This window comes from Pseudoalteromonas sp. TAE79 (assembly GCF_000498015.1).
In the GTDB taxonomy this organism is placed as follows: Bacteria; Pseudomonadota; Gammaproteobacteria; order Enterobacterales; family Alteromonadaceae; genus Pseudoalteromonas.
Genome location: NZ_AUTL01000128.1, coordinates 43721 through 56965 on the forward strand (window position 1 = coordinate 43721; position 13245 = coordinate 56965).

15 protein-coding genes and 1 pseudogene are annotated in these 13245 nt (G+C 40.4%); 12 read left to right on the plus strand and 4 right to left on the minus strand.

The features are described 5' to 3' along the window. Positions 1 to 19: 19 nt before the first annotated feature. The 6 genes from L655_RS0108660 (at position 20) to L655_RS0108685 (ending at position 3762) form a co-directional block, all read left to right on the plus strand. Positions 20 to 1471: a TrkH family potassium uptake protein gene (locus tag L655_RS0108660; RefSeq protein WP_004335179.1), complete on the plus strand. Its 1452-nt coding sequence runs from the start codon at positions 20 to 22 to the stop codon at positions 1469 to 1471. Between the two features lie 44 nt (positions 1472 to 1515). Then, the gene (locus L655_RS0108665; protein WP_024604774.1) at positions 1516 to 2178 is read left to right on the plus strand and encodes a flagellar brake protein; all 663 of its coding nucleotides are present in this window, start codon (positions 1516 to 1518) and stop codon (positions 2176 to 2178) included. Positions 2179 to 2628: 450 nt separating this feature from the next. Beyond that, on the plus strand, positions 2629 to 2841 hold the full coding sequence (locus tag L655_RS0108670) for an EF-hand domain-containing protein (RefSeq protein ID WP_024604775.1): 213 nt from the start codon (positions 2629 to 2631) through the stop codon (positions 2839 to 2841). Between the two features lie 63 nt (positions 2842 to 2904). Next, on the plus strand, positions 2905 to 3117 hold the full coding sequence (locus L655_RS0108675) for an EF-hand domain-containing protein (RefSeq protein ID WP_024604776.1): 213 nt from the start codon (positions 2905 to 2907) through the stop codon (positions 3115 to 3117). Between the two features lie 139 nt (positions 3118 to 3256). Next, on the plus strand, positions 3257 to 3469 hold the full coding sequence (locus tag L655_RS0108680) for a calmodulin (protein ID WP_024604777.1): 213 nt from the start codon (positions 3257 to 3259) through the stop codon (positions 3467 to 3469). Positions 3470 to 3546: 77 nt separating this feature from the next. Next, positions 3547 to 3762 carry an EF-hand domain-containing protein gene (locus L655_RS0108685; RefSeq protein ID WP_024597191.1) on the plus strand — a complete coding sequence of 72 codons (216 nt, stop codon included), beginning with the start codon at positions 3547 to 3549 and terminating at the stop codon, positions 3760 to 3762. A 67-nt stretch (positions 3763 to 3829) separates the two neighbouring features. Here the strand turns inward: L655_RS0108685 and trkA are convergent. The 4 genes and pseudogenes from trkA to def all read right to left on the minus strand — a co-directional run bounded on the left by trkA (position 3830) and on the right by def (position 8066). Then, positions 3830 to 5210, minus strand: a pseudogene (gene trkA / locus L655_RS01000000125340) (Trk system potassium transporter TrkA). An 86-nt stretch (positions 5211 to 5296) separates the two neighbouring features. Beyond that, a complete protein-coding gene (rsmB, locus tag L655_RS0108695; protein WP_004335167.1) occupies positions 5297 to 6592 on the minus strand; it encodes a 16S rRNA (cytosine(967)-C(5))-methyltransferase RsmB in 1296 nt (431 codons plus the stop codon). Then, positions 6585 to 7538, minus strand: a complete 954-nt coding sequence (gene fmt / locus L655_RS0108700) for a methionyl-tRNA formyltransferase (protein WP_024604778.1) — start codon at positions 7536 to 7538, stop codon at positions 6585 to 6587. The genes rsmB and fmt overlap by 8 nt, the downstream gene beginning before the upstream one ends. 21 nt (positions 7539 to 7559) lie before the next feature. Further along, positions 7560 to 8066: a peptide deformylase gene (gene def / locus L655_RS0108705; RefSeq protein ID WP_004335162.1), complete on the minus strand. Its 507-nt coding sequence runs from the start codon at positions 8064 to 8066 to the stop codon at positions 7560 to 7562. A 118-nt stretch (positions 8067 to 8184) separates the two neighbouring features. On the opposite strand from def, the gene L655_RS0108710 reads away from it, so the two are divergent. The 6 genes from L655_RS0108710 (at position 8185) to hemF (ending at position 13132) form a co-directional block, all read left to right on the plus strand. Continuing rightward, the gene (locus L655_RS0108710; protein ID WP_024604779.1) at positions 8185 to 9303 is read left to right on the plus strand and encodes a LysM peptidoglycan-binding domain-containing protein; all 1119 of its coding nucleotides are present in this window, start codon (positions 8185 to 8187) and stop codon (positions 9301 to 9303) included. Between the two features lie 31 nt (positions 9304 to 9334). After that, the gene (dprA, locus tag L655_RS0108715) at positions 9335 to 10426 is read left to right on the plus strand and encodes a DNA-processing protein DprA (RefSeq protein ID WP_004335159.1); all 1092 of its coding nucleotides are present in this window, start codon (positions 9335 to 9337) and stop codon (positions 10424 to 10426) included. 1 nt (position 10427) lies between these two features. Further along, entirely contained in the window at positions 10428 to 10901 is a 474-nt protein-coding gene (locus L655_RS0108720) for a DUF494 family protein (RefSeq protein WP_004335158.1), read from the plus strand. 114 nt (positions 10902 to 11015) lie between these two features. After that, complete coding sequence (locus L655_RS0108725; protein WP_024604780.1) at positions 11016 to 11591, plus strand: topoisomerase DNA-binding C4 zinc finger domain-containing protein; 576 nt, start codon at positions 11016 to 11018, stop codon at positions 11589 to 11591. Positions 11592 to 11616: 25 nt separating this feature from the next. Next, positions 11617 to 12180 (plus strand): L-threonylcarbamoyladenylate synthase, encoded by a 564-nt coding sequence (locus tag L655_RS0108730; RefSeq protein ID WP_004335153.1) that lies wholly within the window; start codon positions 11617 to 11619, stop codon positions 12178 to 12180. Position 12181: 1 nt separating this feature from the next. Beyond that, entirely contained in the window at positions 12182 to 13132 is a 951-nt protein-coding gene (hemF, locus tag L655_RS0108735; protein ID WP_024604781.1) for an oxygen-dependent coproporphyrinogen oxidase, read from the plus strand. Positions 13133 to 13245 lie beyond the last annotated feature (113 nt).

Consider the following 13245-nt stretch of genomic DNA (forward strand, 5'->3'; position numbering starts at 1 on the left):
AATAAAAGCGACAAGCTAAATGCAATTTCGTACCATCATAAAAATTCTTGGCCAACTTGTTGCGCTGTTTAGTATTACCATGGTGCCTCCGGCACTGGTGTCTTTAATATACAAAGACGGTGGTGGTGTTCCCTTTGTTTTAGCATTTATTTTTAGTGTTGTTATTGGCATGATGGCTTATTACCCAAACCGCCATGAAAACGGTGATTTAAAAGCACGTGAAGGCTTTTTAATTGTTGTTTTGTTTTGGCTGGTACTTGGGGCGTTTGCGTCCTTGCCGCTTATCTTTTTACAAGAACCTAATTTATCGCTCGCCGATGCGGTATTTGAAGCATTTTCTGGCTTAACAACCACCGGCGCTACAGTACTTACCGGTATTGAGTATTTACCCAAGTCGGTATTGTTTTATCGCCAGCAACTCCAGTGGTTTGGCGGTATGGGTATAATCGTACTCGCTGTTGCTATACTCCCAATGCTAGGTGTTGGTGGTATGCAGTTGTACCGCGCTGAAATACCTGGGCCTGTAAAAGATTCTAAAATGACCCCGCGAATTGCCGATACTGCAAAGCACCTTTGGTATATTTATGTGTCGTTGACTATTACTTGTATGCTGGCTTATTGGGCTGCAGGGATGGAGTGGTTTGATGCGATATGTCATGCATTCTCAACGGTGGCGATAGGTGGTTTTTCTACTTACGACGCCTCCATGGGTCACTTTGACAGCCCTGTAATTAACTTTATTTGTGTGTTCTTTTTAATTATTGCCGCTGTTAACTTCTCCCTGCATTACGCCGCAGTGGCCAGTCGTAATATACAAGTTTATATCAGAGACCCAGAGTTTAAGGTGTTTTTGTGTATTCAATTAGCCCTGGTGGTTATTTGTTTTACTGTACTTTCCTCTAACGAAATATTTGCTAATGGCGATGAAACCCTCGATCAGGCGTTATTTCAAGCTGTTTCAATGAGTACAACAGCAGGCTTTGCTACGGATAACTTTTCAACATGGCCATTGTTTTTACCTATTTTACTTATATTTTCGAGCTTTATTGGTGGCTGTGCAGGCTCTACCGGTGGTGGCATGAAAGTAGTGCGCGTGTTCTTACTTTATTTACAGGGTGTGCGTGAGCTCAATCGTTTAGTGCATCCTCGTGCTATATATTCAATCAAGCTGGGTCGTAAGGCGTTGCCAGATAAAGTAGTAGAAGCTGTGTGGGGTTTTTTCTCTGCTTATGCGCTGGTATTTATTATTATTATGTTAGCGCTTATGGGCACGGGTATGGATAACATAACTGCGTTCTCAGCCACTGCTGCTTGTTTAAATAACTTAGGCCCAGGTTTAGGAGATGTAGCATCGCATTATGGTGCTATAACCGATGGGGCTAAATGGTTACTGACCATTGCAATGGTGTTTGGTCGCCTAGAAATATTTACCTTATTAGTGCTATTTACGCCTACATTTTGGCGTGGTTAAACGAGTCGTTTAAATTTTAATATACAAGTTAGTGGGAAAGGGATATGCCAACTTCAAATCTAGACAAATTACATCAACTAACTACAAGTGGTTTGGTCGATTTAGAAATATTAACCCCAACCGACAGTAAACGTGTAAAAACCGAGTTTGTTGGTTTGCTTGAAAATAAATTTATTATTTTAAATTACCCAAACTCTAGACGTTTACCTGCTAGTAGTGACTATTTACGTGATGGTGTAATGGTTGTTGTTAGAGCATTAATTGAAGGTAGTGGTGGGCAAGTTATAGCGTTTCGCCAACAAATAATGTCGGTTGCGTCTCACCCTGCTAAGCTTATATTTATTAACTATCCTAAGCAGGTGCAGTTATTTGCACTGCGCTCGCAAACGCGTATACCTACCTTATTACCTGCAAAGCTAAAGCTAAGTGACGACAGAATACTTGAAGGCCTCATTAAAGACATTTCGCTAACAGGAGTAATGTTTGATATTAGAGGTGATCAGCAAGATGAAAATATTAAAGATATGCAATGCACAGTAATACTCAATAGCAGCGATAAAAGTTTTGAAGGCGAAATTTGCAGTGCTAAGGAACATGTCGCAGGCGTGCGTTGTGGAATTAAGCTACTAGCAAGCGAGGATGAAATGAAAACCTTTATGAAAGAGCATTTTATAGACCCATCTGCGCTTGAGCCCACCGTTGAATAAATCGTTTTTCGCTTATTTGCAACAAAATGGCGTTTTACGTGAGTATTTATAAAGTATTTTTTGTTTTTATATAATTAAATATATTATTTAAATAAAACAGTGCATTACGTATTATTTTTTGTGTTATTAAATCTACCTCGTTAAAATTTATCTGAATTATTCTATAAATCCCCTTCTTTAATTTCCATACATTTAAAAATGTATCTTTTTATCTAAACATAACTATATGTTTTTAATAGTTTTAATGTATCCACTCTGAAGTGCGTTGCTAAAAGGCAACAGTAATTACTTTAAAAATCCCTTCTTTTTATGAGTTTTACATTTAACTATCTGAAATTTAATAGCTTTTAAATGTTGGCATCTAATTTGTTATACCCTAGGTGTACTGAACGAAATCGTGATTCAAAGTGAAATACTTAATCGCACACATAAATTTGAAGGATACATATTATGAAAAGCATTAATAAAACTTTAGCACTTATCGCTATTGCATCTTCTTCAGCCGCTTTTGCTGCAACAGACTTTGACACACTTGATGTGGATGGCAGTGGCACAATTAGCCAAGCAGAAGCATCAGTAGACGCAAAATTAATGAGCATGTTCTCTGAACTTGATACAGACCAAGACGGCGAACTATCTAAAGAAGAGTTTTCACAAGTATAAGCTTAAAACTCTGGGGCGCTACTAAGAGCCCCACATTACTCAAAAAATTGAAGGATACACGTTATGAAAACATTAAATAAAGCATTAGCACTTGTGGCACTAGCATCTTCTTCAGCCGCGTTTGCAGCAACAGATTTCGATACATTAGATGTGGATGGCAGTGGCACAATTAGCCAAGCAGAAGCATCAGTAGATGCAAAGCTAATGAGTATGTTCTCAGAACTTGATACTGACCAAAATGGTGAGTTATCAAAAGAAGAATTTTCAGAAGCTTAATTTAAAGTATTTATCCTGAGTTGCCAAAGACAACCTAAGTAGGCAAGGGAGCTTACGAAAGAGGATAACAAGGAAGTGAAAAATTACGTTTTAAGTTAAACGAAGCAATTTTTTTGATAGAACATTGAAGGATTAAGTTATGAAAAATTTAAATAAAGCATTAGCACTTATAGCACTAGCGTCTTCTTCTGCTGCATTTGCAGCATCAGGTTTTGACAGCCTTGATATTGATGGTAGCGGCACAATTAGCCCAAGTGAAGCGGCAGTTGATACAGATTTAATGGCCGAGTTTATTGAGCTAGATACCGACGGTAGCGGCGAGCTTTCTAAAGAAGAGTTTGCTAATTACTAATTAACCTCTTTAGGTTAAACATTTTTCACAGTCAGGGATCTTTGAAAAGGACTTCCCATATTACTAGGAATATTATTATGAAAACATTCAATACAACACTTGCAGTTATCGTTTTAGCATCTTCATCAGCAGCATATGCAGCAGTGGACTTTGCCTCTTTTGATGCAGATGGCGACGGTGCGATTACAATGGAAGAAGCAAAGGTTAACCCTCAGCTTGTAAAGATTTTTGATGATTTAGATACTGATGGAAATGGTGAAATCTCTAAAGAAGAGTTTTCAAAGGTACAGTAATCAATATTCGAAGATACTCCACTAAAGCCGCCTTAGTCAGCGGCTTTTTTGCGTTTACGCCAAATAATTATAAGAATATAGCACTTACCTGGAATAGCTTTTCTACAACGGTAATGTGTTTCTTGTCGATTAGAAACATAATGACATGATCGCCCGACATAATAATTGTATCATCGTGGGCTATCAGTACATCGTCGTTACGTACTATTGCGCCAATAGTAGTACCAGCAGGGAGTTTAATGTCGGCAATAGCACGGCCAACCACTTTTGAAGTGTTTTCATCGCCATGAGCAACGGCTTCAATTGCTTCTGCTGCACCTTTGCGTAATGAGTACACATTAACAATATCACCACGGCGTACATGAGTAAGCAATGCCGATATAGTGGCTTGCTGCGGCGATATGGCAATATCTATTTCGCCGCCTTGTACCAAATCAACGTAAGCACCACGCTGGATAAGCACCATGGTTTTTTGTGCGCCCATACGTTTTGCAAGCATGGCTGACATAATGTTTGCTTCATCGTCGTTGGTTACGGCAATAAACACATCTACTTGTTCAATATGCTCTTCTGAGAGCAGTTCTTGATCAGATGCGTCACCACAAAAAACGACCGTGTTATCGAGCATTTCCGAGAGTTGCTCGGCACGCTCTCTAGTGCGTTCAATTAATTTAACCGTGTGGTTTTTTTCAAGTGAGCGGGCAAGGCCTGCCCCAATGTTACCGCCACCAGCTATCATAATTTTTTTGTACGAACGCTCTAGTTTTTGTAGCTCGTTCATTACTGCGCGAATATGTTTGGTAGCAGCAATAAAAAACACTTCATCATCGGCTTCAATAACGGTGGTACCCAATGGTTTTATTGCTTTACCTTGACGATAAATAGCTGCAACACGGGTTTCTACATTAGGAATATGCTCTTTAAGTGCAGATAACGCATAACCTACAAGTAAACCGCCATAGTAAGCTTTTACGGNCGGCTACTAACGAGAGCATGCCATCAGCAAACTGCAATACTTGCAGAGCACCAGGGTAGTCAATTAAACGGCGAATATACTTAGTGACCAGTGCTTCGGGAGCAATGTAATGATCGATTGGTAAATCATCGTTTTGAAATAGTTTTTCGCGGTACTTTAAATATTGCTCTGAGCGAATGCGGGCAATTTTAGTGGGCGTTTTAAAAATACTGTACGCCACTTGGCATGCAACCATGTTCACTTCATCTGAACTGGTTACCGCAATAATCATATCGGCATCTTCAGCACCTGCGCGGCGTAATACATCAGGATGCGCGCTGTGGCCCATAACCCCTTGTAAGTCGTACTTATCTTGAAGTTCACGTAATCGGTTACCGTCTATATCAACAACGGTAATTTCGTTTTGTTCGCCAACTAAGTTTTCAGCAAGCGTAGCACCAACTTGCCCGGCACCGAGTATAATTATTTTCATTATTTACCCGTGGTATTGATCATAATTTAATTAAAAAAATAGCCATTTAATGTTTCATAAATGGCTAACTATTAAGTGTACGGCTATTAGGCTTTTTTAACTAGCTTAGCGTAATAAAATCCATCACTTTCACCGGGCAGTAACTGCAAACCTGGCGTTGTTACGGTATCGTTTTCGTGTAGAGGTATATGTTCTACATCATCATTATTAGCTAAAAACTTAGCAACTTGCTGTTGGTTTTCTTGTGGAAGAACCGAACACGTAGCATATACCAATGTGCCACCTGGTTTTAACAGTGGCCAAATGCTATCAAGAATATCGCTTTGTAACTTAGCTAAGTCTTCGATGTCTGATGCGCGACGTAACCATTTTATATCAGGGTGACGGCGAATTACGCCAGTGGCCGAACAAGGCACATCAAGCAAAATACGATCAAATAATTTTTCATCCCACCAAGTATGTGGTTGTGATGCGTCGCCACATTGTAGGTCTGCACCTAAGCCAATACGAGTTAAGTTTTGCTTAACACGTTCAAGGCGAGTTGAGTCGCTATCTAGTGCAAGTACATCTGCATCAGCAAGCTCTAAAATATGACATGTTTTACCGCCAGGGGCGGCGCAGGCATCCAAAATATAGTCGTCTGCTTTAGGTTCTAAAAAACGGGCTGCTAACTGTGCTGCAGCATCTTGTACTGAACATGCACCTGTATCAAACTCAGGTAACGAAAATACATCACGTGGTTTGGCAAGTTTAATCCCATCAATAAAATCAGGGTTTAAGGTGTGTTCAATATCGTTAGCGCTAAGCATGTCGCTGTATTCTTGCGTGCTAAATTGGGCTTGATTGACACGAAGCCACATTGGCGCTTGTTGCTGGTTTTCTTCAAGTAGTGCTTCCCAGCTATCTGGGTAGGCTGTTTGCACCTGTTTAATAAACCAATTTGGATGGTTGTATAAACATACCGGAATAAGCTTCGCTTTTTCTTCAAGCTCAGCTTGTTGACGCTGAAAGCTACGTAAAATGGCGTTTATCAGCCCTTTTAATCCTAAAGCGCGTAGTTGAGCCAGTGCGTTAACCGTTTCTGAAATGGCAGCATGAGGTGGTACGCGCATATGCTGCAGTTGATAAATACCTACGTATAATAAAAACTGAAATATTCTACGTTTACCTTTTAATGGCTGCTCTACTAAGTGTTGGCAGTAATTTTCAAGGCTCGGTAAGTAGCGTAAAACGCCATAACAAATTTGCTGTAGCAACGCTTTATCTTTAGGCGGCAAGCCTTGGCTTGCAAATGGAAGTTCTTGATTAAGCGATGCGCCTTTATCAACTACGTTATATAAAGTTTCAGCGGCAAGCGCTCGTACGTTTGGAACATTACTCATTGTTTTCGCCTAATATTGTGCCAGGAGTAACCCAGTCACTACGACCATTTAAAAAGTCGTTAATTGCCATTGGTTTTTTACCTTGCGGCTGTAATTGCGTAATACATAAAGCGTGTTCGCCACACGCCACTACTACGCCATTTTTGTCGCTTGATAAAATTTGCCCAGGATCACCTGATTGCAGCATAACCTGCGCTTGATGAATCTTTACTGTTTGCCCACCCATTTGGGTAAAGCACATTGGCCACGGGTTAAAAGAGCGAATGTTTCGCTCGATTTGAAGCGCACTCATGGACCAGTCGATATCAGCTTCTTCTTTAGAAAGCTTTTTAGCGTAGTTAGCAAGTTCATCGTTTTGAGGTTCAGGGGTGATCTCACCATTAGCTAATTTATTAATGGTTTCAATTAACGCATCTGGACCTAGCTCAGCAAGCTTTGTATATAAGCTTGCGCTAGTTTCTGTTGTGCTAATAGGGCAGCGGCTTATATGTAGCATATCGCCGGTATCTAGCCCTTCATCCATTTGCATTATTGTTACGCCGGTTTGTTCATCACCTGCCCAAATTGCGCGTTGAATAGGTGCAGCACCGCGCCAGCGCGGTAATATAGAGCCATGCACATTTAAACAACCTAAACGTGGCGCTTCTAAAATAGCTTTAGGTAAAATTAAGCCATATGCTACAACAATCATAATGTCGGCATTTAAGCTTGTTAGCTCAGCTAGTGCTTCATCATTTTTTAATGACTGTGGCTGAAAAACCGGTAAGTTGTGCTCAAGCGCTAGCTCTTTCACTTCACTGGCTTTTAATTTTTTACCACGACCTGCAGGGCGATCTGGCTGGCTATATACACCCACTATTTTGTGTTCGCTTTGTATCAGCGCTTGTAAATGACGTGCGGCAAAGTCTGGCGTACCGGCAAATATAATGCGTAATGGTTGAGTCACTGAGTTTTCCTAAGGTGCTTATTACTGTTCTGCAAACTTGGCTTCTTTTTCAAGCTTTTTACGAATACGTTGGCGCTTTAATGGAGATAAGTAATCAATGAATAGCTTACCTTGAAGGTGATCTAGTTCATGTTGAATACAAATAGCCAATAATTCATCTGCATCTAGTACAAATTCTTCACCGTTTTCGTTAAGTGCTGCGACTGTTACTGTTTCTGCGCGATCTACTTTTGCATACGAGTTAGGTACTGATAAACAGCCTTCTTCGCTAACGGTAGAGCCGTCTTTTTTAATGATTTGTGGATTAATTAATACCAGTGGCTCATTGCGCTCTTCTGATACATCAATAACAACGATTCGTTGATGAATATCTACTTGCGTGGCCGCAAGACCAATGCCATTTTCATCGTACATTGTCTCTAGCATGTCTTTTACAATTTGGCGTACTGTGTCGTCAACTTGTACAACATCTTTTGCTACAGTACGTAAACGTTCATCTGGAAATCTTAAAACTTCTAACCTAGCCATAGTTACCTTTTTCACTTGTGCTTAATTTAGGGTATTGTATGCTCTTATTTTAGCCATTCGCGTTCACCTTTAACAGGTTTTGGGCAATAATAATGAAAAAACAATACAAGGAAGCTCAATGAAATCTCCATTACTTGCAATCATGCTTACGTTAAGTGCTGCATTCCCCGCAGTTGCTGACGTACTTAAAATAAAAAAAGATGCACCAAAACAGTATGTTGTAAAAAAAGGCGATACACTTTGGGATATTTCTGGCATCTATTTAGATGAGCCTTGGCTATGGCCTGAACTTTGGCAAATGAATCCACAAATTGACAACCCGCACCTAATTTACCCCGGCGATGCATTAGCGCTGATATACGATGCAGATGGAAACCCACGTTTAGTGATCAATAAAGGATATAGAAAGTTATCTCCTCAGCGGCGTATTACACCAAAAGGGCGTAATGCTATTACTACCTTGCCGCTTGAAATGATTAAACCTTATATCAGTTACGAGCAAGCAATGAACAGTGATGATATTAAAGGCAAACCTTATATTTTAGGTGCTAACGAAAACACTAAAACACAAACGCTAGGCCATATTTTATATGTTAAAGGCGACTTACAAGTACATAAAGCATATGCTATTTACCATAAAGGTGACCCCTACACTGATTTAACCGGTGAAGTGTTAGCAACGCGTGCATCTTACGTGGGTATAGCACGTGCTTTTAGGGCGGGCGATGAGAAAAATGGCGTGCCTTCGTCATTACGCGTTGAGTCTGTTAAACGAGAAATTCAGCAAGGTGATTTTTTAATGCCGGCAATGGAAGGCCAAATGCTTCCTGCGTACTTTGATATACACCGTCCTTTAGAACCTGTAACAGGTAATATTATTGCTTCACCACGCGAAGTTAGAGAATTCAGCACAATGGATGTTGTGGTGCTAAACTTAGGAAGTGAACAAAATATAGAAGCGGGTCATGTATTAGATCTAGAGCGTCAATCACCAACGGTTATTGATGGTCCTCGTGGCCCTCGTTATCCAGAAGATTCTAGTAAATATGAGAAGCTTTTATCTGATGTGAGCCAATTATTTGGTGATGAGTCTGACGAACAAAACACAACGTGGACCATGCCTAAAGAAAAAGTTGGTGAGCTAATTGTCTTTAAAGTGTATGACAAAGTAAGTTATGCATTAATAACTAAAAACCAGCACCCAATTCGCATTGGAGATATTGCAGTTATTCATTAAGAAGTAGCGAGTCGGTGCTCTAGGAGAGAGCATGGATCAGTCATCTGGCAAGCTAGCCCACTGGCTTGCCTTTTATATGTGTAAAGGGTTGGGTATAAAAACCCTTTTAGCACTATCTACAAACTATTCCCTTGGGTCGTTATTCGACTTATCCCATGACAAGCTTTTACAGCTTGGGTTAACCGCTAATCAAGCGAGTAATTTACTCAACACTAATTGGCAACAAGTCAGTCATTATGAGCAATTAATAGCGCTGAACAACATTACTGTTGTCTGTATTTTTGATGCGCTTTACCCAGAAGATCTCCGGCAGATTGCCAGTGCGCCTTTATTACTCTTTTGCAGGGGAGATGTCTCGTTATTATCAACTCCACAGATTGCAATTGTTGGCAGCCGTAATGCTACACCTACCGGGCTTGAAATAGCCTCAGAATTTGCATACGAGTTAACTTTGGCGGGTATTACAGTTACTTCAGGCATGGCGCGGGGAATAGATGGTGCAGCACACAAAGGTTCTCTTGCTGGTACAGGTAAAACCATAGCTGTGCTTGGTACTGGGGTTGATATTTACTACCCCAAACGCCATAAACTATTAACAGACCAAGTTTTAGAAAACGGCCTGCTGGTGAGTGAGTTTTTACCAGGCACAGCTGCTCATGCGCACAACTTTCCGCGCCGTAATCGTATTATTTCTGGGTTATCGTTAGGGGTGCTTATTGTTGAGGCTGAAATTAAAAGTGGTTCGTTAATTACAGTACGCTATGCGCTTGAACAAAATAAAGAGGTATTTGCAGTACCGGGTTCTATTAAAAACCCGTTAGCGCAGGCAAGTCACTTTTTAATAAAGCAAGGTGCTAAGCTGGTAGAAAACGTGGCTGACATTCTTGATGAGGTGAGTTTTACTTACGACAATAATGTATGTAATAAAGAGCAGCCGATTCAAGCCAATTCTCAATGTGAGGTTTTAAATAGTATTGGCTTTGAAGTAACCAGTGTAGATGACATTGTGCGTCGTGCGCAGTGGCCAATAGATAAAGTACTCAGTAGGTTGCTCGATTTAGAATTAGACGATCAGATTGAGCGAGTGTTAGATGGTTACATCAAGTTAAGCGCAGGAAGGTAATATGTTTGATATTCTTTTGTATCTTTTTGAAAATTACATTCATAGCGAAGCGGATATATTTGCAGAGCAAAATGAGTTAACCGATGAGCTACTGCGTGCGGGCTTTAATAAGCCTGAGATATTTAAAGCTCTTGATTGGTTAGAGCAACTAGCCGATTTACAACACAGCGATGAGTCTCCTTATCTTATTGCTAACCCTAAAGATGCTGTGCGTATATTTACCGATAGTGAATGCCAAAGGCTCAGCGCTGAGTGTCGTGGCTTTTTAATGTTTATTGAACAAATAGGCGTAATTAACAATGTAACACGTGAAATGGTAATGGACTGTTTAGCCTCTCTCGATAAACCAACTATAAGCCTAGAAGACTTAAAGTGGATTGTACTTATGATCTTGTTTAACGTTCCTGGCTCTGAAGAGGCATATGAGCAAATGGAAGATTTGATTTTTGATGAACCCAGCGAACTTCTTCATTAGAGATAATTATCTTAATTGTACTCAAATTACTTAAAAGGATAAGCACGGCATTGCTTGTATCTTTAAGTGGTTTGGGTATATTAGGCGAAAATTCACCAACCTATTAGGATCACCATGAGTAAAATCGACCATTCGCTTTTCTCGGCGAACAAGCACGCCCTCGAAAAAGAATACGAGATATGCCCACAGTGTAGTTCAGAGTTAGTGATCCGCAATAGTAAATCAGGCCCTTTTCTAGGATGCGCAAGTTATCCCAAATGCGACTTTATTAGGCCGCTGGCACATCACGACAGTAACGAAATCAAAATATTAGAAGATTCAGCATGCCCGCAGTGTAGCAAACCGCTGGTGGTTAAAAATGGCCGCTATGGTATGTTTATTGGGTGTACGGGTTATCCAGAGTGTCATTACATTGCTAACGAAAATGAAGAAAAGCAAAGCGAAGATACTTTGCCTAGTTGCCCTAAATGCAAAAAAGGTCATTTAGTCGCGCGCAGTAATAAGTTTGGTAAAGTATTTTATTCTTGTGATTGTTATCCAAGCTGTAAATACACGCTTAATAATAAACCGGTTGAACATCCGTGTCCTGAATGTGACTGGCCTATCGTCATAGAAAGAAATATGGCAAACGGCATATTATTGCAATGCCCACAAAAAAGCTGCATGCATAAGCTCACCCCAACTGAATAACGTTTAATTATATCTGGAGACTACTTTGTCAGACCTTTCAAATACGCCCACTGCAATAACATGCTTAACGCAAGGCGAAGTTATTTTATACCCAACAGAAGCTGTATATGGTTTAGGTTGTGATCCAGATAATCAACAAGCCGTTGAAGCACTATTAGCTATTAAGCAGCGCCCGGTTGAAAAAGGGCTTATTTTAATCGCTGATAACTACGGACAATTATTAAAATACGTAGATGATGCAAAAATACCAATGGATAAACGCGCTGATATTTTTTCGAGTTGGCCTGCTGCAATTACATGGGTGATGCCTGCATCTAAAAATACGCCTAAATGGCTCACAGGGCAGTTTGATACCATTGCAGTAAGAGTAACAAACCATCCAACAGTAAAGCGTTTATGCCAAGAGTTTGGTAAGCCATTAGTATCAACCAGTGCAAACTTAACCGGCCAAGAAACGGTAATTAGTATTGAGCAAGCCAAAGCGCAATTTGCAGAACAAGTTGGCTTTTACGTTGACGAGCCGTTAGGTGGTAATACTCAACCAAGCACAATAAAAGACGCCATGACTGGCAAAATATTTAGAGGTTAATATGCAAAGCGAATTATTAGATCAAGTAAAAGCCTACTTTATGGCTTTGCAAGACACTATTTGCCAAGGTTTGGAGGCTGCAGATGGCAGTGCTAAATTTATAGAAGATAACTGGCAGCGAGCAGAAGGTGGTGGTGGTCGTACACGTGTAACCACAAATGGCACTGTAATAGAGCAAGGCGGAGTTAATTACTCACACGTATTTGGCGCTTCAATGCCAGGCTCTGCAACAGCACATAGACCAGAGCTTGCAGGACGCAGCTTTCATGCATGTGGTGTGTCGTTAGTTATTCATCCTAAAAACCCTCATGTACCAACAAGTCATGCCAATGTGCGCTTTTTTATAGCTGAAAAAGAAGGCGAAGAGCCAATATGGTGGTTTGGTGGCGGGTTTGATCTCACTCCTTTTTATCCAGTATTAGAAGACGTACAACATTGGCATCAAGTTGCTCACGACATTTGTGCGCCTTTTGGCAGCGACATTTATCCAAAATACAAAACCTGGTGCGATGAATATTTTTATCTTAAACACCGCGATGAAACACGTGGCGTGGGTGGACTATTTTTTGATGATTTGAATGAGCTAGGGTTTGAGCAAAGCTTTGCGTTTATGCAATCGGTGGGTAATGGATTTTTAGATGCCTATTTACCTATTATTGAACGTCGCAAAAATGACGAATACACAGAGCAACAACGTGATTTTCAGCTTTATCGTCGCGGGCGCTACGTTGAGTTTAATTTAGTATGGGATAGGGGCACTTTATTTGGATTACAAAGTGGCGGGCGCACTGAGTCTATATTAATGTCTATGCCACCACTTGCACGCTGGGAATATAACTATAAACCAGAGCCAAGTAGCCCAGAAGCTAACCTATATCAGTATTACTTACGCCCGCAAGAGTGGTTAACGAGTCAACCAAGTGAGTTGATAGCCAGAGAGTGGCAATTATAAAAATTAAACAATAATCAAAAAGGCTTTATTGCTGTCTCTTGATCACAAGTCTGACTCAAGAGATTTTGCTAAATCGTAGCCTTCCAGGATGGCTTGTAACTTAAGCCATCCTT